The organism is Paraburkholderia lebeckiae (genome assembly GCF_050436225.1).
Lineage (GTDB): Bacteria > Pseudomonadota > Gammaproteobacteria > Burkholderiales > Burkholderiaceae > Paraburkholderia > Paraburkholderia tuberum.
Window position 1 is genome coordinate 194,458 of record NZ_JBNDLU010000003.1, and the last position, 20,504, is coordinate 214,961.

The 20,504-nt window shown below is 63.1% G+C and carries 18 protein-coding genes and 1 pseudogene; 12 read left to right on the forward strand and 7 right to left on the reverse strand.

Going from position 1 to position 20,504, the window contains the following annotated elements; translation table 11 throughout:
* Window positions 1-232 precede the first annotated feature (232 nt).
* Together OKW45_RS35620 and OKW45_RS35625 are read left to right on the forward strand one after the other, a co-directional pair.
* Window positions 233-898: a hypothetical protein gene (locus tag OKW45_RS35620; RefSeq protein ID WP_429473536.1), complete on the forward strand. Its 666-nt coding sequence runs from the start codon at window positions 233-235 to the stop codon at window positions 896-898.
* Window positions 899-1,585: 687 nt separating this feature from the next.
* Window positions 1,586-3,304: an alpha/beta-hydrolase family protein gene (locus OKW45_RS35625; RefSeq protein WP_429473537.1), complete on the forward strand. Its 1,719-nt coding sequence runs from the start codon at window positions 1,586-1,588 to the stop codon at window positions 3,302-3,304.
* 71 nt (window positions 3,305-3,375) lie between these two features.
* Here OKW45_RS35625 and OKW45_RS35630 read toward each other — a convergent pair whose 3' ends face one another.
* On the reverse strand, window positions 3,376-4,104 hold the full coding sequence (locus OKW45_RS35630) for a FadR/GntR family transcriptional regulator (RefSeq protein ID WP_018422448.1): 729 nt from the start codon (window positions 4,102-4,104) through the stop codon (window positions 3,376-3,378).
* Between the two features lie 414 nt (window positions 4,105-4,518).
* On the opposite strand from OKW45_RS35630, the gene OKW45_RS35635 reads away from it, so the two are divergent.
* Genes OKW45_RS35635 through OKW45_RS35650 form a run of 4 tightly spaced genes read left to right on the forward strand, consistent with a single transcriptional unit; the run spans window position 4,519 to window position 9,192 of the window.
* Window positions 4,519-5,646 (forward strand): sugar ABC transporter substrate-binding protein, encoded by a 1,128-nt coding sequence (locus OKW45_RS35635; RefSeq protein WP_018422449.1) that lies wholly within the window; start codon window positions 4,519-4,521, stop codon window positions 5,644-5,646.
* Window positions 5,647-5,681: 35 nt separating this feature from the next.
* Window positions 5,682-7,232: a sugar ABC transporter ATP-binding protein gene (locus OKW45_RS35640; RefSeq protein WP_429473540.1), complete on the forward strand. Its 1,551-nt coding sequence runs from the start codon at window positions 5,682-5,684 to the stop codon at window positions 7,230-7,232.
* Window positions 7,229-8,209, forward strand: a complete 981-nt coding sequence (locus tag OKW45_RS35645; RefSeq protein ID WP_429473541.1) for an ABC transporter permease — start codon at window positions 7,229-7,231, stop codon at window positions 8,207-8,209. Before OKW45_RS35640 ends, OKW45_RS35645 begins: the two co-directional genes overlap by 4 nt.
* Window positions 8,206-9,192 carry an ABC transporter permease gene (locus OKW45_RS35650; protein WP_429473542.1) on the forward strand — a complete coding sequence of 329 codons (987 nt, stop codon included), beginning with the start codon at window positions 8,206-8,208 and terminating at the stop codon, window positions 9,190-9,192. The genes OKW45_RS35645 and OKW45_RS35650 overlap by 4 nt, the downstream gene beginning before the upstream one ends.
* Window positions 9,193-9,233: 41 nt before the next feature.
* Here OKW45_RS35650 and OKW45_RS35655 read toward each other — a convergent pair whose 3' ends face one another.
* Both OKW45_RS35655 and OKW45_RS35660 read right to left on the reverse strand, forming a co-directional pair.
* Entirely contained in the window at window positions 9,234-9,458 is a 225-nt protein-coding gene (locus OKW45_RS35655; protein WP_018422453.1) for a hypothetical protein, read from the reverse strand.
* A 174-nt stretch (window positions 9,459-9,632) separates the two neighbouring features.
* Window positions 9,633-10,241, reverse strand: coding sequence for a CHASE3 domain-containing protein (locus OKW45_RS35660; protein ID WP_429473543.1), 609 nt, complete (start codon window positions 10,239-10,241; stop codon window positions 9,633-9,635).
* Between the two features lie 139 nt (window positions 10,242-10,380).
* Between OKW45_RS35660 and OKW45_RS35665 the strand changes: the two genes are divergently transcribed.
* On the forward strand, window positions 10,381-11,712 hold the full coding sequence (locus tag OKW45_RS35665; RefSeq protein WP_429473544.1) for an NRAMP family divalent metal transporter: 1,332 nt from the start codon (window positions 10,381-10,383) through the stop codon (window positions 11,710-11,712).
* 86 nt (window positions 11,713-11,798) lie between these two features.
* On the opposite strand, the pseudogene OKW45_RS35670 reads toward OKW45_RS35665, so the two are convergent.
* From OKW45_RS35670 to OKW45_RS35685, 4 genes and pseudogenes are all read right to left on the reverse strand, one after another.
* Window positions 11,799-12,026 (reverse strand): annotated as a pseudogene (locus OKW45_RS35670) (acetylornithine deacetylase); the annotation flags it as partial.
* Window positions 12,019-12,696: a DUF1028 domain-containing protein gene (locus tag OKW45_RS35675; protein WP_429473545.1), complete on the reverse strand. Its 678-nt coding sequence runs from the start codon at window positions 12,694-12,696 to the stop codon at window positions 12,019-12,021. The gene OKW45_RS35675 and the pseudogene OKW45_RS35670, both read right to left, overlap by 8 nt.
* Before the next feature lie 10 nt (window positions 12,697-12,706).
* A complete protein-coding gene (locus OKW45_RS35680) occupies window positions 12,707-13,138 on the reverse strand; it encodes a RidA family protein (RefSeq protein ID WP_429473546.1) in 432 nt (143 codons plus the stop codon).
* The gene (locus tag OKW45_RS35685) at window positions 13,138-14,496 is read right to left on the reverse strand and encodes a flavin-containing monooxygenase (protein ID WP_429473547.1); all 1,359 of its coding nucleotides are present in this window, start codon (window positions 14,494-14,496) and stop codon (window positions 13,138-13,140) included. Before OKW45_RS35685 ends, OKW45_RS35680 begins: the two co-directional genes overlap by 1 nt.
* Before the next feature lie 178 nt (window positions 14,497-14,674).
* Between OKW45_RS35685 and OKW45_RS35690 the strand changes: the two genes are divergently transcribed.
* From OKW45_RS35690 to OKW45_RS35710, 5 genes are all read left to right on the forward strand, one after another.
* Entirely contained in the window at window positions 14,675-15,598 is a 924-nt protein-coding gene (locus OKW45_RS35690; protein ID WP_184005689.1) for a LysR family transcriptional regulator, read from the forward strand.
* Between the two features lie 124 nt (window positions 15,599-15,722).
* The gene (locus OKW45_RS35695) at window positions 15,723-16,874 is read left to right on the forward strand and encodes an SRPBCC family protein (protein WP_429473548.1); all 1,152 of its coding nucleotides are present in this window, start codon (window positions 15,723-15,725) and stop codon (window positions 16,872-16,874) included.
* A gap of 43 nt (window positions 16,875-16,917) precedes the next feature.
* Window positions 16,918-18,123 (forward strand): ABC transporter ATP-binding protein, encoded by a 1,206-nt coding sequence (locus OKW45_RS35700; protein ID WP_018422462.1) that lies wholly within the window; start codon window positions 16,918-16,920, stop codon window positions 18,121-18,123.
* Between the two features lie 2 nt (window positions 18,124-18,125).
* A complete protein-coding gene (locus OKW45_RS35705; protein WP_429473549.1) occupies window positions 18,126-19,181 on the forward strand; it encodes an ABC transporter substrate-binding protein in 1,056 nt (351 codons plus the stop codon).
* Window positions 19,182-19,220: 39 nt separating this feature from the next.
* A complete protein-coding gene (locus tag OKW45_RS35710; protein WP_429473550.1) occupies window positions 19,221-20,477 on the forward strand; it encodes an ABC transporter permease in 1,257 nt (418 codons plus the stop codon).
* Window positions 20,478-20,504 lie beyond the last annotated feature (27 nt).

Consider the following 20,504-nt stretch of genomic DNA (forward strand, 5'->3'; position numbering starts at 1 on the left):
TGCCGAACCCGTGGCGATGCGCGTCCGCAGGCCAATGCCGTTCATGCTACCTCATCCTGTTCCGCCGGCTGCATGCCCTCTTCCACGAATGCGTCGATGGACCACGTATTGACGAACGACGAACTCGTTTCGCGCCCTGCGGCATTCGGCGCCCTGGAAGTCCCGTTCCGCCACATGAATCGCCTTGATGTTCAGCCGGTGCGCGAGCGCCGCGTCACGAAGATTCGGGGGAATGGCCACGAGCGCAGCCGCGCTGCGGGCCGAGACGATGGTTGCCGTGCGGGAACGCGCGTTGCTCGATGTGCATCGTCAATACGAAATGCATAACGGAGACACCCTTGGGCTGCGCGGTTTCGCGGCCGAACGGCGCGACCAGCGGGGCGAGCGGCTATGTCCCGGTCACGGACGAGATCGACCATCCCGCCGATCTGGAGGCCGCGCGCAACCGCCCGCAAAGCGCCGGTTGCGAGGAAGCGGTCAAGCACGGCCTGGCGTCGCCCGTTGCCGACCGCGCGGCCGACGGGTCTGGTTAGCGACGCGCAAAGCAGATGTACGTGGCAAGCGTTCAGTTGTGGGGAGAAAAGCGATGTCCATTCAGGAATATGCGCCGTATCGCGGCTGCAATATCGAGGTGAACGTTACGCTATCGAAGACGCATTGGCTCGGTGGGAAATATCGCCGTTATCGCGTGTCATGGACTGTGACGTTGCCCGGCAATCCGGAAGAGGAACTGCTGAGTTTTCCGGAACAGTTCGATTTTCTGACCGAGCATGAAGCGTTCAAGTATGGAGAAAATCGGGCGCACACCTTTGTCGATTCGATGTTGTCGACGCCTTCTCAAAGGCGCAGGTTCCGCGACGCGGCCGCTCGGCCCGGAACGCGCCACGACGTTTTTTAATGGCTCGCGCCGGCGCGCCCTTTCGGAGCGGTATGGCACGTCGCCGCGTTTGCCTATGATCCCTTCGAGCTTCGTGCGGCAGACAGAAGCGACCGGCGATACCCGGTCTTCCTGGAAGTCTTCCGACAATCGCAACACCATCTCGCTATCTGGCCTGTTTGCCCTGCCGGTCAACTGCGTAGCGTCGGCAATGCTCCGGATATTCGGCGTCGTTTGCGACTGTCAATTCAACCAGCGGGTTTCGAACCGCTTGATCGTGCCACCGGGTAGCGACCAGCGCGACGAGCAAGCAGCGTGCGCGCAAGCTCGGTAAAGCCACTCGCTCGGGCGACGTCGCCACCGACAGGCCGGTTCATCGATGTTTGAACACGATGCGCGCAGAGCGACGACGTTGTTCGGGGGACAGAAAGGTAAATACAATGCGACGCATGGCCGGTTTATTGTTGACGTTTTTTCGACGCAGGAGAAACATCGCACGAGATCGGAGCAGCCCCGTCCATCCCGCTGCCCCCATGTGTCGCGCTGCGCGCGGTAGTCAGAAAAACATCGTCGTGGTTGATCATGCGGCGGCATCTTCCATTACCACCCTAGTGGCGGAGTCTGAATCAAGGCTGGTCGCGTCATCAACTCCTTTGCGGGTGACCCGCGGAAACGAGGTGCGAGTTGTGCCAATCCGAGCGAGCACACATGAGGGACTCCCATGAGCCAGTAGCCGCCGGGCTTCGAAACACGCCTTGGACGCCGACGCTCAGCGGCTCGTTGCTCGCGCTCGTGTTCTGGTGGCAGTCACTGACGCCGACACTGATTCCGCGGTCGTGGGGAACGCAAACCGTGGTCGGCGCGTTCTGTCTGGCCATCGGCTATGGGATAGGCACATTGGTCGGCCGCGGCGCGCATCGGCTGCTGGAGAGATGGGGTCGCGTGCCCGGCAGCGAGATCCGACGGCGCAGCTGGATCGTTCTGGCAGCGGCGTGGCTCATTGCACTATTCGTTGGCTCGAAGCTATGGCTCGGCTGGCAGAACGAGCAGCGTAGTTTCATGGGGATGGCGCCCATCGCCTGGTTCGACGCGGTGCTGGTGAGCGTCCTGTCGCCGTCGAGCGCGGTGTTGCTGGTAGCCATCGGGCGATTGACGGCGCGCGGTGTCGCCGCAGTCAAGCAGGTCATCCAGGGCCACGTGCCCCCGATCGTTTCGGTGCCGGCAACAGCGCTGCTCATCATCGTGATTGGCATGGCGCTCGCTCGCGGAGTGGCCTTTCCCGCCCTCACCACGGTCTCCAACTTCGTCCACGGGCGGGTGAACGAGAACACGACCGAGGGAATCGTAGCCCCCACGTCGCCGGCGGTGTCCGGCAGCAGCACGTCGTTCGTCGCATGGGACACCTTGGGCCGCATGGGGCGCGGCTTCGTGGCGACAGCGACAAACACGCAAGAGCTTGCGAAGTTCCACGGGACTGATGCGAGATCGGTCGATCCGGTGAGGGTCTACGTGGGAGTGCGTTCCGCGGACTCCCTCGAGCAGCGTGCGCAGATTGCGGTCCGCGAGCTCGAGCGCGCGGGCGGGTTCGAGCGGAAAGTGCTGGTCGTGTGGATACCCACCGGCACGGGCTGGATAGTTCCGAAAGCCGCGGCTTCGCTGGAGCAACTGCACCGTGGCGACACGGCGATCGTGGCGATCCAATACTCTTTCCTGCCTAGCCGACTCGCCATTTTCATGGATGCTGGTCTCGCGAACGAGGCGGGTATCACGCTCTTAAACGCGGTTCGCGCCCGATGGTCGATGCTCCCGCCGAATCGACGGCCAAAGCTCGTTCTGTTCGGCAAGAGTCTCGGCGCCGCGGGGGTGGAAGCGCCTTTCGTCGGGAAAGACGCCTCTGCCTCGGTGGCCAACATGATGGCCCGAACGGATGGCGTGCTGATCGTCGGCGCCAAACAAAGCAACCCGATCCATTCGCAACTCACTCGCGAGCGCGATAGCGGGTCGCCCTTCTGGCAGCCGGTCTTCAATGGGGGGCGTTCGGTACGGTTCTTGAACCGCGATCCGCATCAGGCGGCATTGCCCGCCGACTGGCCGACCCCGCGAATCGTGTACCTCCAGCATCCGGCCGATCCGGCCGTGTTCTGGAGTGCCAGTGCGTTCTGTTGGCCGCCCGAATGGCTGGCTCGGCCACGTGGCTTCGACGTGCCTGAGGCCATGCATTGGTTTCCCATCGTCTCGGGCGTGCAGGCGGTGGGCGACCTGATTCACCAACTCGGCGTGCCGGCGGGTTTTGGTCACAACTACTCGTCGGAGGACTACGTCAACGGTTGGGCCAGCGTGGTGCCTCCCGAGGGCTGGACGCACGCCGATACCGAACGACTGGCCCGGTTCCTCGACCAGATTGCCGGCGATGAATCAGAGCCGTGACCGAGCTGAAGGCGGACGGATTGGGGCGATGCCGCTGCAGCTTGCTGCGCGCACCGCAGAACATGGTCCAGCTAACGCCAGGCCCGTGTGAACTCGCCGACCACGCGCGCCAGATGCGCCTGCATCGCCGTGCGCGCGGCGGTCGCATCTCGCGCCATGATGGCCGCAAAGATGCGCTGATGGTCATCCTGTGAAGCCGCCCGCAATGCGGGAGTATGAAAGTGCTCCTCGATCTTTTTCCACAACGGGTCGGCACGGGAGTTGTCCCACATCGCTGTCACCACGAGCCGGAGCATTTCGTTTCCCGTCGCCCGCGCAATCGCCAGATGGAAATCACGGTCAGCGGCCTCGTTCGCAGACTTGTCGTCCATGTTTTCGCGCATCGCGCGCAACGCGGCGAAGAGCCGGTCGAGGTCTGAATCTTTGCGCTCGGTAGCGGCTAAGGCCGCGATCCCGCTTTCAATGACCGCCCGCGCGCGCAGCGTCTCGATCGGGCCCAGTCCGCGCGGCAGTTTAAACATGGCGGAGCGCGCCTCCGGCGCTTCTGCCACATAGATGCCCGACCCGACACGGACCTCGACCACGCCCTGCACTTCCAGCGCGATGATCGCTTCCCTCACCTGCGTGCGGCTCACGCCAAAACGCTCGGCCAGCGTGCGCTCGGAAGGCAGGCGCGCACGCGGCCCGACGTCGCCGGCGACGATCAGATCGTAGATCTGCTTCGCAAGCCCGACATAGGAACGGTCGGTCGCGTCCTCATCGGCAGCGCGGCCGGTTGGCGTGTGCGAAAGATCGGCCATTCAGGATTCCAGAAAGCTTCGAAGCCGCCCAAGGATTGGCTCGAGTTCGCCAAAATGGTACACCAATTGCCGAGGTCAGCCTGCATCGGCCTGACGCCGCGCTCGCCGCCCATCGAACCCGTACAGCAGGAGTTCCAGACTACTCGAATCTTCCCGCGACGCCGTGGTAAACCACTATCGCGCGCGGATTGGTATGCCAGTAGTGTCAGACGTGACTGCGTTCGCGCCGGCCCTTCGTTTTGCTTCGAGGCGGCGCCGTCGAAGAGGTCATAGCGCTGCTTCGGCGAGTCCGAGTCAGCCCCGCTGCAGCACATTCCGCAAGATTCCCTGCTTCACGCACAGAATTCGGCGACGATCCATGGCCGCCATGTTCGCCGGCAATCGGCAAGTTCAATCCAACAAAAAGGAGACGACATGCTTTCAGGAATCCAGGTGCTTCGAGCGGCGGCGACCGCGGCATTCACGCTGTGTGCAAGCGCGGCTTTCGCGCAGGCATCGTTCGTTTCAGGACCGTCCAGCGATCCAACCTGCATGGTCCCCTGGAAGAGCGACACCAAGTTCATCAAGTATCCGAAGAAGAACGGGCCCTACCGGATCGCACTCGTGAACGGCTATATCGCGAACACCTGGCGTATCCAGATGATCAAGACGGCCAAGGCCTATACGGCGCAGCCTGCCGTCGCCGCCAAGCTCAAGGAATTCAAAGTCGTCTCGACCGGCGAGGACGTGCCGGCGCAGATCTCGGCCGTCAACAACTTCATCGATGCCGGCTATGACGCGGTCATCGTGGACGCGCAAAATCCCGCCTCATTCGGCCCCGCGATCCGCCGCGCGAAGAAAGCCGGCGTCGTGCTGATCGCGTTCGACAACATCCTCGACAGCGAAGACGCGATCAACGTCAACGTCGACCAGTACGGGCTCGGCGTGCTGTGGGCCAAGTGGCTCGCAAGCCACCTGTCGAACGGAGGCAAGGTGCTCGAGGTTCGCGGGGTGGCGGGCACGTCGGTCGACACGGACCGGCACAATGGTTTCCTGAAAACGTTGGACGACACCGGCAAGAAGTGGAACGTCGTCCAGGTCTACGGCAAGTGGGACGACGGGGTCGCGCAAAAGGCCACCGCCGACGCGATTGCCGTGCAGGGCCATTTCGATGGAATTTCGGCGCAAGGCGGCGACACGGGAGTCGTGCGCGCGATGATCGATGCGAAACATCCGTTCGTGCCTTTCGGCGGCGAGACGGAGAACGGCTTTCGCAAGTTCTGCGCGCAGTATGGGAGCGAGGGCCTGAAGTGTACGTCGGCGGGTACCGGTCCCGCGCAGGTGGCCGTGGCGATCAAGACGGCGCTCGCCGCGCTGGACGGCCAGACGATCCCGGTCTCGATCAAGCTGCCGCTCGACGTCACCGACGATTCGAAGCTGAAGGCGGGCGTCAACTATTTCCCGAACGACTCCGACAACTTTTTCGTCGGCAACTCGTTTCCGACTTGCGGCATCAATTTCTCTGCGCAGGAAATCATGAAGCAGAGCCAGGGCAACCAGTGATCGGATGATGGCCGGGATGTGACGGGAGACGAAGCATGCTGCAGGATGCAGAGCAGCCGTTCTTTCAGATGTCTGGCGTGTCGAAAAGCTACGGCGGCGCCGTTGCGCTGGATCACGCTGAGCTCACGGTGCGCAGGGGCCGCATTCACGCAATCCTCGGCGAGAACGGCGCGGGCAAGTCCACGTTGCTGAAGGTGATGTCCGGCGTCGTGCAGCCGGACGAGGGCACGATGCACTTCGATGGCCGGCAGGTCTCGTTCGCGTCGCCGGCCGAGGCGAACGCGGCCGGCATCGTCTGCGTGTATCAGGAGCTGTCGCTGATCCCCGACTTGAGCGTGGCGGACAACATCTTCGCTTCGCACCCGCCGCGACGTTTCGGCATGATCGACCGCCGGGCCCAGCGCCGCCAGGCCGAGGAGGCGCTCGCGCGGGCGGGCGCCGCCGACGTCAATCCGCTCGCGAAGGTCCGGGACCTGCCGCTGTCGCGCCAGCAGATGGTCGAGCTCGCGAAGGGGCTGGCACACGCGCCGCGCATTCTGATCCTCGACGAAGCCACCTCGGCGCTGACCGCGGCCGACGTCGCGCGCGTGATCGAGGTGCTCAAGCGCCTGCGCGATGAGGGGCTCGCGCTGCTGTTCATCTCGCACCGGATGCACGAGGTGAAGGCGCTCGCGGACGAATGCACGGTCTACCGGAACGGCCGTCATGTGATGAGTTTCGAGGCAGGCACGCGCTCCGACAACGAGGTCGTCGAAATGATGATCGGCCGGAAGTACCAGCATGCGTTTCCGGCCAAACCCGCCGGCGACCGCAGCGCCGCTCCGGTTCTCGCCTGCCGGGATCTCGCGTGGAGCGACACGCTGCAAGGCATCAGCTTTTCGTTGAAGCCCGGTGAAATTCTCGGACTGGGCGGCCTCGACGGACAAGGCCAGCGCGAACTGCTGCTGGCGCTGTTCGGCGTGTTGCGCGGGTGCGCGGGCAAGATCGAGATCGACGGCAAAGCCGTGTCGATCGGCAGTCCGTTGGCCGCGCGTGCCAACGGCATCGGTATGGCGCTGATACCGGAGGACCGCAAGACCGAAGGCTTGATGCTGCCGATGTCGGTACGCGAGAACCTGTCGTTTGCCGCGCTCGATCGCATGTCCACCGCCGGCGTAATCGATCGCGACCGCCAGCAGTCGCTCGTCGACCGGATGACGGAGCTGCTTGCGATCAAGTCGTTCAGCGTCGACGCGCCCGTGAGCTCGCTGTCGGGCGGCAACCAGCAGAAGGTGGTCATCGCGAAGTGGCTGATCCGGCAGCCGAGGATCCTGCTGCTCAGCGACCCGACGCGCGGTATCGACGTCGGTACCAAGCAGGAGCTCTATCAGTTGCTCAGGCGCCTCGCCGACGAAGGCGCCGCGATCGTGTTCTATTCGACCGACTACGACGAGCTCATCGGCTGCTGTGACCGCGTGCTCGTGCTGTACGAAGGCAGGATCAAGAAGGAACTCGTCGGCTCGGCGATCACCGAGCAGAATCTGATTGCCAGTGCACTGGACCTGCCCGTCGGACAGATTTCGCCTTCCACGGGAGTCGCGCTATGAGCGGGCTGCGTTACTGGTATGCGGAGAATCGCGGGGCCGTATTCGCGTTCGGTCTGTTCGTGCTGATGTTCGCGATCTACCTGGTCAACTATCCGTCGGCGTTGTCGGCCAACGTGTTTCAGACGGCAGCGAACAAGGCGGTGCTGCTCGCGCTCGTCTCGATGGGGCAGGCGCTCGTCGTGCTGACGGCCGGCATCGACCTGTCGATCGGCATGACACTGGTGCTGACGAATTGCATCGGCTCGTGGATCGTCACGGGCGACTCGCTGCACAGCGCGCTCGGCATCGCCGGCGTGCTCGCGGCGGGCGCGCTGTGCGGCGCGCTGAATGCCGTGATCATCATTTTCGGCCGGCTGCAGCCGATCGTGACGACGATCGCGACGGGCGCCGTCTACTACGGCCTGGCGCTGCTGCTGCGCCCCGTGCCCGGCGGCTCGATCAACGAGGACCTCGCCGACGCACTGACCGGCAAGGTCGCCGGCGTCCTGCCGGCGAGCTTGCTGATTCTGCTCGCGGCGACGCTGATCGTCTGGATTCCTTTCAAACGCTCGGCGGTCGGGCGCGCGGCGTACGCGACCGGCTCGTCCGAACCCGCGGCTTTTCTGTCCGGCATGCCGATCCGCCGCGCGAAATTCGCCAGCTATACGCTGGCCGGCCTGCTCACTGCGATCGGCGGCCTATTCCTGACGTTCTTCACCGACACCGGCGAAGCGAGCCTCGGCAGCGCCAACTCGTACACGCTGTTTTCGATCGCCGCGGTGGTGATAGGCGGCGTGTCGCTGCTCGGCGGCAAGGGCAGCGCGATTGGCGCGATTTTCGGCGCATTCGCGTTCCGCTCGATCGGTGACCTGCTGTTCGTGTTCAACGTCGATGCGCTGTGGCAGCCGCTATTCCAGGGTGTGATTCTTCTGCTCGCTGTCGCGATCGGCGCATGCGGGCTGTTCAGGGTACGCAACCGTCTGGAGTGGTTCCAATGAGCCACGTTTCAGCAACCAGCCGGAACACGTTCGTGTCGAGGCTCACGCGCAGAATCGACAAACCGATCGTGATCGCGTTCGCGTGCATCGTCGCGCTGCTGCTCGTCGGCGGGATGTATTCGCGCAACTTCACGTCGCCGGAGTACATCCTGCTGCAACTGAAGGTCGGCGCGTTCCTCGGCATCATCGCGACCGGCCTGATGATGGTGATCCTGCTCGGCCACATCGACCTGTCGCTGCCGTGGACCATCACCGTCGGCGCAATGATGGCGTGCGCGGTAGCGGGGCACGGCGAACTCGGACGGATCCTCGCGATACCGGTCGGGATTGGTTGCGGCGTGCTGATCGGCGTCGTCAACGGCGTCCTCGTTGCGCTGCTGCGCATTCCGTCGATGATCGCAACGCTCGCGACCAATGCGGTCGCACAGGGCATCATGATCGTCTATACCGGCGGATCGTCGCCGCAGGATTCCGCGCCCCAGGTGATGCGATGGCTCGCGGCGGGCTGGCTCGTACCGGGCGTGCCGAATGCCGTCGCGCTATGGCTCGTGATCGGCGGCGCCACGGTGTTCCTGTTGTCGCGTACGACCTTCGGCCGCACGCTGTACGCGATCGGCAATACCGAACGCGCGGCGTATCTGTCCGGCATCAATACGCGGCTCGTGACCGTGGCCGCATTCGCCGTGTGCAGCGCGTTCGCGGCGTTCGGCGGCGTATTGCTCGCCGGTTATGCTTCGAAGGCAGCGCAGTCGATGGGCGATGCCTACCTGTTGCCGGCGATCGCGGCAGTCGTGCTCGGCGGCACATCGATTCTGGGTGGACGAGGTTCATACCTCGGCACCGTGGCTGGCGCGATCCTCATCACGCTGCTGCAGTCGATCCTTTCAGTCGCGCAGATGCCCGAGGCGGGACGTCAGATCATCTACGGCGTGGTGATAGCGGCAATGTTGCTGCTGTATGGGCGCAGCAAGCGGGAAGCGTAGGTTTGAGTCGATCCGCTCGACCACCCTGCCACGCGCAAAGCTCATCCATGAGCATCCACCCACGCACGCGCCCAGTCCAGGCCTGCATGGTGGGCTTCCTCCTCGCTATCGAATAGTCCCAGAATGCCTGATGCCTCGATCAGCTTTCCGCCTCGCGTAATGGTTCCGCTCGCCGCATAGCGCTCCGGTTGCAGGATGCCTTCGCCTTCCTGCTGAAGGATGGCATGCCCCCATAAGGTGTACCCGTCGTAGTCGATCGTTTCCATTAGCGCACGACCCTGACGGTTGCGGCGCGAGTCGTCACTCGAAGCATGTTCGCGCGTGCCTCTGGTGGATTCCAGACCTCAGCGTAGCCCGCTGCCTGCGCGCCCGTACAAGGCGTCATGATCAGAACCGTGAATCCTGTCTTTTTCAAGGTTTCTCCTTTCCAGCGATTTTCTTCAGCGGCTCGTCGCAACTCTCGCTTTGTCAGGCACATCCAGCATCCCTACCGAAGCGGGTCCGGAATTCAGGCAAACAGAGCGAGTCAGCTGCGGTGCAGTATGGCCGAGTGTGTCCTTCACCGCTTTGATTCCGTTTATGTCCAGATAAAACACCTTGTCATTCTTCGCGCGCTCGATGCGCCCGACCAACGCTGTCGACTGCGTATCGAGAGCGACCAGTTGGTGCCGCTGCAGCACTGCGTCGTCGAGGTCGCGCACCGCGGAACGGTACGGTTGCAGGTAGCTGTCATCGTCTGTTTGCAGGTAGCCGCGCTGCCTCGTTTCGAGATTCTCCCGATCGTGCAGGATCCGATTGCCGGCTTCCAGCACCGCGACCGAAGTGTCGTCTTGCGTGCGGTCGGCGAGGATGATTGTCGCGTCATATATGAAGAATGCGGCCGAACCCAAAAGCGCTGCGGCGATGCGGGCATACCACGCCACAAACCGATTCCTGTCGATCGCCTCAGCGCGAAAAGACGCCTGGGCATTGAGACCCCACTTGCGGGGAACTGTCGCGGAGACGGATCGTTCGCTTGCCGCGGTCGGCGCGGGTTGAAGATGTGACATTGTATCGTCAGCCTGCGGGAGCACTGATAGCCGCCCCGATCCCGTCACATCCGGCGACTACGTGAGCCGCGAAACGAATCGACGAAGGAACGTTTCGTGCGTGCGCTACAGCATCCCTGGTTTCCCGACGGTCAGGCGAATGCACTCTTCCCCCGACAGGGGCCCCGCGCCCCGGGCCGCACAAGGTGGTACGCAGGCTGCCTCGTCGCGGGCCGCCCGCTCGTGGGCCGCCAATCTCGGGCCGGGGCTGGCAAGTCTCGGCTGCGACAACGATCCCAGCGGTATCGCCACATATTCACTCGCGGGCGCGTGGTACGGCTACGACCTGCTGTGGACCTGCGTGCTGTCGTTTCCGTCGATGGTCGCGTTGCAACTGGTCTCGGCGCATGTCGCCGCCGTCACCGGACATGGCCTGACGGCGAACATGCGCGCGCACTATTCGCCGGTGTTCTTCTATTTCGCGGTGGCGCGGTTCGTGATTGCGAACACGCTGAACATCGGCGTCAATGTGATGGCGATGGCCGCGGTCGTGCAACGCTTCACTCATGGGCCGCTTTGGTTGCTTGCCCTCGCATGCGGTTGCACGTCGATTGCGTTGCAGTGGTTCATTCCCTATGCGCGCTATGCGCAGGTGCTCAAATGGTTGATGCTGCCGATGCTCGCGTATGCCAGCGTGCTGCTGATCGTCGATGTGCCGTGGCACACGGTCGTGCTGCGCTCGCTCGTGCCGCACGTCGAGTGGAAAGAAGATTTCGTCACGATGCTGATGGCCGTGCTCGGTACGACGATGAGTCCCTATCTGCTTTTTTCGCAGGCCGAGCAGGAAGCACAGGAAGAACATCGACAGCACGAACAGCACGGGTCGCGGGGCGATCGACGTTCGTCAGAGCAGCTTCGCCGCTTGCGCATGCAGACCTTGAGGCGCACCGCGCTATCGAGCGTGGCCGCATTGTGCATGATGATTGCGGCTGCGGCGACGCTGCATGGTGCACAGACGCGGCCCGGCGAGCCCACGGAGCTTTCCAGGGTGCTCGAACCGCTAGCGGATGGCTACGCCGGCACACTGCTTGGGCTTGCATTGATTGGCTCAGCGCTGCTCGCACTACCTTCGCTTGCGGGTTCCGCTGCGCAAGCGGTGGCGAGTTCGTTCGACTGGCCCCACGGCCAACGGCGTGATCGGCGCATTGCTGTTCTGCTCGTTGCGCTCGCGGGGCTCGGGACGCTGCTTGGCCTTGCGTTCGGCCTATGGCACGTCGACCCTGTCAAGGCGCTGTACTGGAGCGCCATCGTCAACGGTATGACGATTACGCCCGTGCTGGTGCTTCTGGTGCTGCTGGGTGCGAAACGAGAAGCGGTCGGCGAAATCGTCGCGCACTGGTCGTTACGCGCGCTCTGCTGGCTCGCGACCCTGATCACCGGTGTGGTCGTAGTCGCGCACTTCGTGCTCGAAGTGGCGGAGCGCGTGTCCTGATGAACCCCTCACGCCCGATTTGCACCGCAGACGCGCAGGCTACCTCACGCTTTTGAGATGTTCAGCGAGGCGAGCGAACATCGCGTCACACCATCGGTATGCCCGGACAGCACGATGCCACCACGGTCTCGCGGACCGATCGTGGCGAACAGGTTCGCCTTGGTACGCTCGACGTTATGGAACAGCTCGCTGTCCACACCTGGATCCGCGAGGTATTGCTGCACGAAGCCGATCAGTTCCAGATTGGAGTCGCGGCTGACAGTCGCAAAACCGATCAGCCGTTCGAGCAGCGCACGGCTCGACAACTCACTCATCGCCGGGCACTCCGTAGCTCGGCGCCGCGGTTGGATTCAACGCGCGTGCGATGTAGTCCCGCATCTGCGGCCGATACGCTTGCCAAAGCGCGCCAAGTTTGCCGATCGGATCGTCGTCGGCCCAATCGACACGCAGATCGACGACCGGCCAGACGTGTGTATCGACGATCTTCAGAGCCGCCGAATGCACGGGCCCTGCTTCTCCGCCAGCTTCGACGGCCGCATGCATCGCGTGCAGCAGACGATCGGCGAGCGCGCCTTGTTCGCTCTCGAACGCTTTCACCATCGCGTCGATCACCGGCTTGCCGGCGAGCAGATTGCCCGCTGCCACACACTGATTTCCCGCGACGGCGTGATGCACGCCGAGTGCTTCCTTGCCGGTGAACATCGCGGTTCGCCCCTCACTGTCGACCACCGTCACCTGCCGGTATTCGCTCCATTCGCTCGCGCCTAGCGCCCGTTCGAGCGCCGTATCCGCCGCAATACGCTCGCTTTCCAGCAGATCGAGAATCTGCGGCCCGAGCGCGGGCAGCGTCACGTTCTGCGTCGCCACCGCACCGACGCCCGCGCGCGCCCACGGACACCTCGCACCCACCGCAATGCTCGACGAACTGATCGCGATACCGAGCTGACCGGTCTTGCCACAACGTCCGACGATCGAGAATGTCATGGGTAGCTCCTTACGCCTGAGATGACTTCCAGTTGTCCGGAATCACGGCGATCACGTCGATTTCCATCAGCCATTGCGGCTGGCCGAGCGCGCTGACGCACAGCCCCGTCGAAATCGGAAACACGCCCTTCAGCCACTTGCCGACTTCCTGGTACACCGGCTCGCGATAACGAGGATCCGTGATGTAAGTCGTCGTCTTGACGATATGCGACAGGTCGCTGCCCGCTTCCTCGAGAAGTTGCTTGACGTTCTTCATCGCCTGCTCGGCCTGCGCGCCCGGATCGCCGAGACCGACCAGGTTGCCATCGAAATCCGTACCGACCTGGCCGCGCACATAGACCGTATTGCCCGCGCGAACCGCCTGACAAAGATCGTTATCGAGCGACTGGTTCGGGTACGTATCCTTCGTATTGAACATGCGGATGCGGGTATGCGTAGGCATCAGTTCACTCCCACTTCTTTGGTGTTCGGCGCGTGCGATTCGTCGCACGCGGTATCGGTTGGATTCGCGCCGTGCACGCCGCGCTCGTCCTGCCGACGCTGCGACGCGTCGCGATACGCGAGGTATTTGCGCTGCGTGACGATGTGATCGGCGATGTGCTTTGCGTCGTGCCAGACGCCCCAGATAAACGACGACGCGCGCCGCGACAACCAAGGCAAGCCGAGGAAATACACGCCCGGTTCCTTCGATACACCGCGCTGATGCTGCGGCTTGCCCTTATCGTCGAATGCGTTCACGTGCAGCCAGCTGAAATCGACGGCATAGCCGGTGGCCCAAATGATCGTGCTCACCCCCGCCTTCTTCAGATCCAGTTCCGGGAGCGGATGCGTCACGCACTCCGGGTCTGGTGGAATCAGGCGTGCGTCGGGGTCTTCCGGCAGGTCCACGCCGTTGCGCTCGACGTAGTCGTCGGCCGCGTCCAGTAGCGACATCAGGTTTTCGTCGCCACGCTTCAGATTGGCGGCGAGGTCCTGTTCGAAGGTCGCGACGCCATTCGCGAACGATTTCGTCGTGCCGACCAGCGTCATGCCCTGATGAGCGAGCCTGCGAAAATCGATGGTCTGGCCGCCATACGCGCCGCTGACGGCAATGGTCACATGCTCGCGTCCCGGCACGGCGACTTCCTTGTCCCATTCGCCGAGTACACCCAGCCACCAGCAGAAATCGCGACCGCGATAGGCGCGCGGCGGACGGTCATGCGCACCGACGGACAGATAAACCTTGCGACCCGCGCGTTGCAGTTCGTCCGCGATCTGCACGCCGGACGAACCCGCGCCAACCACGAGCACCGCGCCTTCGGGCAGCTGCGCCGGGTTCCGATAGTGGGCCGAATGAAGCTGCGTGAGCTCGACGTCCTGTGGCGCGATGGGGGGAATGACGGGCCGCTGGAACGGCCCCGTCGCAACGACCACACGACGGGCTTCGATCGTGCCATCGGACGTTGCGACCGCAAATCCTGCCCGGCCCTTCAGACGCTCGACGCTCGTGACTTCGACGCCCGTGCGGATCGGCGCATTGAACTTGCGCGCGTAGGCCTCGAAGTAATCGGCGACCTGATCCTTGGCGGCGAACCCATCAGGATCGAGTCCCTCGAACTCCATATTAGGGAAGCGGTCGTGCCAGGCGGGACCATTGGCGACCAGTGAATCCCAGCGGCAGGTACGCCAGCGTTCGGCAATGCGGTCGCGCTCCAGCACGAGATGAGGCACGCCGAGTTTGCTCAGGTGTTCGCTCATTGCCACGCCAGCCTGACCCGCGCCTATGACCAGCGTGTCGATCGACAATTTTTCAGCCGACATGGCCTTCTCCTTCTGAAAAGCGCTCTGGGTTCAGGTCACTCTCTCTCTTCGGTCGGACAGAATGTACGCCGCGCAGCGGGCAACAAAAACTATATTTTAAAAATGCTTTGCATCGTTTTTCGCTATGCAATCGACAATTGGCGAGCGACAATCGGTTCGACCGAACACGGAGCAACTGATGGACGGCAACTCGATACGCTACTCGTTGCGTCAGCTCAGGTATTTTGTCGTCACGGCCGAGACGCTTTCGTTCACCGCCGCGGCAAAGCGCCTGCACATTTCGCAGCCGTCTATCTCCACGTCGCTCGCGGATCTGGAGGAATCGTTCGGCGTCCAACTGTTCATCCGCCATCACGCCAGCGGGCTGTCGCTCACGCAACCGGGCCGCGATCTGCTCGGCCACGCTCGCAATCTGCTTCAGAACGCCGAAGAATTGCAGCTGACCGCGAAGGAAATCGACGGCGGCATGTCGGGCTCCATCTCGCTGGGCTGCATGGTGTCGCTGGCCCCGCCGCTGATGCCAGGCATCATCAGCCGCTTCGTGCAGGACTATCCGGCGGTCACCTTCCGTACGACGGAAGCGCATCAGGACACGCTTTTGAGCGGCCTGCGCGACGGCTCGCTCGATATCGCGCTGACCTACAGCCTCGATATCACCGATGGAATCGCGTTTACCCCGCTGCTTTCGCTGCCACCGTATGTCATCCTGCCTAAAACACACAGGCTTGCACGGGCCCGCAAAGTGTCGCTGGCCGATCTGCTGCCCGAGCCCTATGTGATGCTGGACCTGCCGCATAGCCGCGAATACTTCTCCGCGCTGTTCGACGCAGTCGGCAGCCGCCCTACCGCGGCTTTCCGGTCCTCACAGCCCGAAGTGGTGCGTGGCATGGTTGCCAACGGCTTGGGTTACAGCATACTCAACTTCCCGCTGAAGTCGACCCGAACAGTGGACGGCGAAGACTTCGTGATTAAACATTTCAAGGAAAGCGTCAATGCGACGACGCTTGGCATCGCACTATCGGGCGCCGTCAAGCCGCGCGAGGTTGTGAAACGCTTCTCGGCATTCTGTGAAACGTATATTCGGCGCCTCCACATCGGTTAGCGGCCTGGAAAGCGTCCCGGCATAGGCTTTAGCTATGCAGTGCATGCAAAAACAATATTTTACCTAGCAATTTGGATTGTTAGATTGGTGCTCATCGGATGCACACACTGATGGGGGGGCCCCTATGTCAGCCATTCTTCAGTCGACGGACACCGAACTCGACATCGTTCGCGCCCTGCGCGAGAACTGCGAGCGTCCGTTCGGGGATGCACACGCCATGCCGCCGGCCGTCTACACGTCGGAGGCGTTTCTCGCGCTCGAACGGCGCGACGTGTTTCGCAACGAGTGGTTGTGCGTGGGCCGCGCGAGCGCGCTCGCACAGAGTGGCGACTATCTGACCGCGCAAATCGACGACCAGCCGGTGTTCGTGCTGCGCGATGCGAGCGGTGCGTTGCGCGCATTCTCGAATGTTTGCCTGCACCGGATGTCGGTATTGCTTGAAGGGCGCGGCAACGTGCGCCGGATCGTGTGCCCCTATCACGCATGGAACTACACGCTCGATGGTTCGCTCGCGGGCGCGCCGTTGATGGATCGGCAGCCGGGCTTTTGCAAGGAACAATACAAGCTGCCTGCCGTGCGCTGCGAGACGTGGCAAGGCTGGATCTACGTAACGCTCAACGCGCACGCGCCTTCGGTGGAATCGCATTTGTCCGGGCTGACGAAGCTGATCGAGCCGTACGGCATGAGCAACTACGTCGAGACCTTCGACGAAGAGCACGTGTGGGACACCAACTGGAAGATCCTCGCGGAAAATTTCATGGAGAGCTACCACCTGCCGATGCTGCATCGCGCAACGGTCGGACCGCACTCGAAGCTCGAAGAAATGGAATGTCCGCCCGGTTTGCCCGCGTTCAACTATCACTGGATCACCAAGGAAGCATCCCTGCCGATCGGCAACGCGCATCCCGCCAACACGCGCCTGCAAGGGCACTGGCGCCGCACCACCGCGCTGCTGGCGATCTACCCGACACACCTGATCACGCTGACGCCCGGCTACTTCTGGTATCTGATCGTGCAGCCGCGAGGCGTCGGCCGCGTGCATATCCGCTTCGGCGGCGGCCTCGCACCGGATTTCGTCGACGATCCGCAGGCCGCCGATTACATGGCTACGCTGAAGACGCTGCTCGACGAAGTCAACGCCGAGGACCGGCGCGGCGTCGAGGCCGTATTTCGCGGCGTGCACGCGCCACTCGCGAAGCCTGGCCATCTGAGCCCTCTGGAGCGGCCGAATTACGACTTCGCCCGCTATCTGGCGGGACGCCTGGGCGCGACGTGATTTGCCGCCCCACTTGGACCGCCAACACTCTGCCGAGTTACCCATGTCAAGCCAACCATTTATTTCGTTCGACGGCGTCAGCAAGTCATACGACGGCGTGCATAGCGTCGTCGAGGGACTCGATCTCGATGTCGCGCACGGTGAATTCGTTTCGCTGCTCGGTCCGTCCGGTTCCGGCAAGACCACGACACTGATGATGCTCGCGGGATTCGAAGCGCCGACGCGCGGCGAGATCCGCCTCGGCGGCAAGCGTCTGGACGACAAGCCACCGCATCGGCGCGATATCGGCATGGTGTTTCAAAACTATGCGCTGTTCCCGCATATGACGATTGCCGAAAACATCGCGTTTCCGCTGTCGGTGCGCAAGATAAGCCGTAGCGAACAGAAAACGCGCGTGACGCGCGTGCTGGACATGGTGGAGTTATCGCATCTGGCGGGGCGGCGTCCGTCGCAACTGTCGGGTGGTCAGCAGCAGCGCGTTGCGCTTGCCCGCGCGCTGGTTTTCGAGCCGAGCGTGGTGCTGATGGACGAGCCGCTTGGCGCGCTGGACAAGCGCCTGCGTGAAACCATGCAATACGAAATCATGCGGCTGCATCGCGAACTGTCGCTGACGATCGTCTACGTGACCCACGACCAGAACGAAGCGTTGACGATGTCGGACCGCGTCGCCGTGTTTTCCGATGGACGCATCCAGCAGGCCGCCGCACCGACCGAACTCTACGAAAACGCGGCGAATGCGTTCGTTGCCAATTTCGTCGGCGAGAACAATGGACTGACCGGTCGCGTCAATTCCGACGGCGGGGAATGGGCTGCGATGCAGCTCGCCGACGGCAGCACCGTGTGCGGACGACCAGGCGCCGGGCTCGCGTCGGGCGACACGGCGATGCTGGCGCTGCGTCCCGAGCGCGCGCACATCGCGGCGACGCCGGACGCCGTGCAGGAAGCGACACGCCAGAACATGAACGTCGTGCACGCGCTCGTCGAGGAACTCGTCTACTGCGGCGATCATCATCGCGTGCATTTGAAGCTCGGTCATGGCGAAAGCATGGTGGTCAAGGTGCCGAACACACAGCACCATGATCTGCCCGTACTGGGCCGTCAGACCGCCGTGACCTGGCGGCGCGACGACTGCAAGGTGCTGCCCGCAATGGCGGCCGCGCCGCAATCCGCCGCCGCGTCCGGCGGCGCCGACTATTCCACTGTTGCCGTTCCCTCGTCCGCCTCGCCACTTATCGCAGGAGCCAACTAGAAATGAAGACCACACTCTCGTTATTCCGGACCACATTCGCGGCGTGCGCGCTCGGGGTGTTTGCCACGGCCACGGTTCACGCGGCCGATACGATTTCCGTCGTCACCTTTGGCGGTGCGTACGAAGCCGCCGCGAAAAAAGCATGGTTCGAACCGTTCACCGCGAAAACCGGCGACCAGTTCTCCACCGAGTCGTACGATGGCGGCCTTGCCAAGCTGCAAGCGATGGAACAGTCGAAGAACCCGACCTGGGATCTGATCGACCTCGAAACCAACGACGCAATCACCGCGTGCGACGAAGGCCTCATCGCCAAGTTCGACAAAAAGGCGCTCGGCAATACCAGCGATTTCCTGCCGGGCTCGATCAGTGATTGCGCCGTCGCGGCGATGGTATGGTCCACCGTCTATGCGTACGACACCAGCAAGCTGAAATCTGCGCCGACCACCATCAACGATTTCTTCGACCTCAGCAAGTACCCCGGCAAGCGCGGCATGCGCAAGTCGCCGAAGGTCGCGATGGAATGGGCGTTGATAGCCGATGGCGTGGCGCCCAAGGACGTGTACAAGACGCTCTCCACGCCGGCTGGCGTCGATCGCGCGTTCAAGAAGCTCGACACCATCAAGCCGAGCATCGTCTGGTGGGAGGCGGGTGCGCAGGCGCCGCAACTGCTCGCCGACGGCGCGGTTGTGATGACGCAGGCGTACAACGGCCGCATCGACGACGCCGTGCACAAGGACAAGAAGCCCTTCAAGATCGTCTGGGATGCGCAGGTGTACGACTACGAATGGTGGGCCGTGGTCAACGGCGCGAAGCATGCCGACGCGGCGCGGAAGTTCATCGTCGCATCCTCGACTCCGCAGGCCTATGCGGACCTGTCGAAGTACATCGCCTACGCGCCGCCGCGCAAGGACGCCATTCCGCTGATCGACAAGGCGCGTCTGAACGATCTGCCGACGGCACCGGAGAACTTCAAGCGTCCGCTGCAAATCAACGCGACGTTCTGGGCCGATAACGCGGACGCGATCAACAAGCGGTTCCAGAACTGGCTGACGCAGTAGCGCCAAGTCGAACGAACGTCACCAGAGAGATCGAGCACGATGAACACGCCGCTGCCATCCACTGCCTCTTTTGGCCGCGATCCGCAGGCCGCGAACCGCGAGTCGTTCCGCGCCGCGCGCCGCAAGGCCGCGATGCGCGCCTTGTTGCTGGCTTTGCCGTTGCTCATCTTTCTGCTGGTGACGTTCGTCGCGCCGATCGCGAGCCTGCTCGCGCGCAGCGTGCGAAACCCTGAAGTGCGCGCCGGCATGCCGCAGTTGAGCGCGGCGCTGGCCGGATGGGACGGTGCGGGCGTACCCGGCGAACCGGCCTTTGCCGCACTCGCGCACGACCTGAAGGACGCCAGCGAATCTGGCCAGCTCGGCAATATCGCGCGGCGCATGAACTTCTATCAACCGGAGTTCCGCAGCCTGCTCTTCAAGACGGCGCGTGCGACACGTTCGGAAACTCCCGCGCAATGGAAGCCCGCCCTGATCGATCTGGACGAACGCTGGAGCGCACCGGAAACCTGGCGTCTGCTCAAGCGTGCGTCGATCTCGCCCACGCCCGACTATTTGCTGAACGCCGTCGACGCGCAAGTCGCACCTGATGGCTCAGTGACGTCCGTCGCGGCGGACAGCGCCATCTTCCGCGCGGCCTTCGGACGCACGGTCACGATCAGTGCGACGGTCACGCTGCTGTGCCTGGTGCTGGGTTATCCCGTGGCGTATCTGCTCGCGACACTGCCGGAGAACCAGAGCAACCGGCTGATCCTCTTCGTGATCGTACCGTTCTGGACCTCGCTGCTGGTGCGGACCACCGCGTGGTATGTGCTGCTGCAACCAGGTGGTGTGATCAACAGCGCGTTGCTCCGCTTTGGGCTCATCAATCATCCGTTGCCGCTGATTTTCAATCGCACGGGTGTGTTGATCGGCATGACACATATCCTGCTGCCGTACATGATCCTCGCGATCTTTTCGGTGATGAAAGGTGTCCCGCCCGTGTACATGCGCGCGGCGAAATCCCTCGGCGCGCATCCGGCTGTGGCCTTCGTGCGAGTGTATATTCCGCAAACGCTGCCGGGTGTCGGCGCGGGATGTTTTCTCGTGTTCGTGCTCGCGCTCGGTTATTACATCACCCCCGCCCTGCTAGGCGGCGCCGGCGACGAAATGATCAGCCAGCTGATCGCGTCGCAGACCAACGATCGGCTCAACTGGGGACTCGCGGGTGCGTTGTCGTGCTATCTGATCGCATTCACGGCGGTGTTCTATTTCATCTTCAACCGGCTGGTCGGTATCGACCGCTTGCGCTTCGGCTAACGCGCCGCGCAACCGACGCTAACAGGC

Excerpts from the sequence above, each read along its gene's own strand:
- OKW45_RS35675 (WP_429473545.1), bottom strand. The coding sequence starts at position 12,696 with ATGACATTCTCGATCGTCGGACGTTGTGGCAAGACCGGTCAGCTCGGT.
- OKW45_RS35690 (WP_184005689.1), top strand. The coding sequence starts at position 14,675 with ATGGACGGCAACTCGATACGCTACTCGTTGCGTCAGCTCAGGTATTTT.
- OKW45_RS35630 (WP_018422448.1), bottom strand. The coding sequence starts at position 4,104 with ATGGCCGATCTTTCGCACACGCCAACCGGCCGCGCTGCCGATGAGGAC.
- OKW45_RS35640 (WP_429473540.1), top strand. The coding sequence starts at position 5,682 with ATGCTGCAGGATGCAGAGCAGCCGTTCTTTCAGATGTCTGGCGTGTCG.
- OKW45_RS35635 (WP_018422449.1), top strand. The coding sequence starts at position 4,519 with ATGCTTTCAGGAATCCAGGTGCTTCGAGCGGCGGCGACCGCGGCATTC.
- OKW45_RS35695 (WP_429473548.1), top strand. The coding sequence starts at position 15,723 with ATGTCAGCCATTCTTCAGTCGACGGACACCGAACTCGACATCGTTCGC.
- OKW45_RS35700 (WP_018422462.1), top strand. The coding sequence starts at position 16,918 with ATGTCAAGCCAACCATTTATTTCGTTCGACGGCGTCAGCAAGTCATAC.
- OKW45_RS35650 (WP_429473542.1), top strand. The coding sequence starts at position 8,206 with ATGAGCCACGTTTCAGCAACCAGCCGGAACACGTTCGTGTCGAGGCTC.
- OKW45_RS35625 (WP_429473537.1), top strand. The coding sequence starts at position 1,586 with ATGAGGGACTCCCATGAGCCAGTAGCCGCCGGGCTTCGAAACACGCCT.
- OKW45_RS35680 (WP_429473546.1), bottom strand. The coding sequence starts at position 13,138 with ATGCCTACGCATACCCGCATCCGCATGTTCAATACGAAGGATACGTAC.
- OKW45_RS35645 (WP_429473541.1), top strand. The coding sequence starts at position 7,229 with ATGAGCGGGCTGCGTTACTGGTATGCGGAGAATCGCGGGGCCGTATTC.
- OKW45_RS35620 (WP_429473536.1), top strand. The coding sequence starts at position 233 with ATGGCCACGAGCGCAGCCGCGCTGCGGGCCGAGACGATGGTTGCCGTG.
- OKW45_RS35655 (WP_018422453.1), bottom strand. The coding sequence starts at position 9,458 with ATGGAAACGATCGACTACGACGGGTACACCTTATGGGGGCATGCCATC.
- OKW45_RS35705 (WP_429473549.1), top strand. The coding sequence starts at position 18,126 with ATGAAGACCACACTCTCGTTATTCCGGACCACATTCGCGGCGTGCGCG.
- OKW45_RS35660 (WP_429473543.1), bottom strand. The coding sequence starts at position 10,241 with ATGTCACATCTTCAACCCGCGCCGACCGCGGCAAGCGAACGATCCGTC.
- OKW45_RS35710 (WP_429473550.1), top strand. The coding sequence starts at position 19,221 with ATGAACACGCCGCTGCCATCCACTGCCTCTTTTGGCCGCGATCCGCAG.
- OKW45_RS35665 (WP_429473544.1), top strand. The coding sequence starts at position 10,381 with ATGCACTCTTCCCCCGACAGGGGCCCCGCGCCCCGGGCCGCACAAGGT.
- OKW45_RS35685 (WP_429473547.1), bottom strand. The coding sequence starts at position 14,496 with ATGTCGGCTGAAAAATTGTCGATCGACACGCTGGTCATAGGCGCGGGT.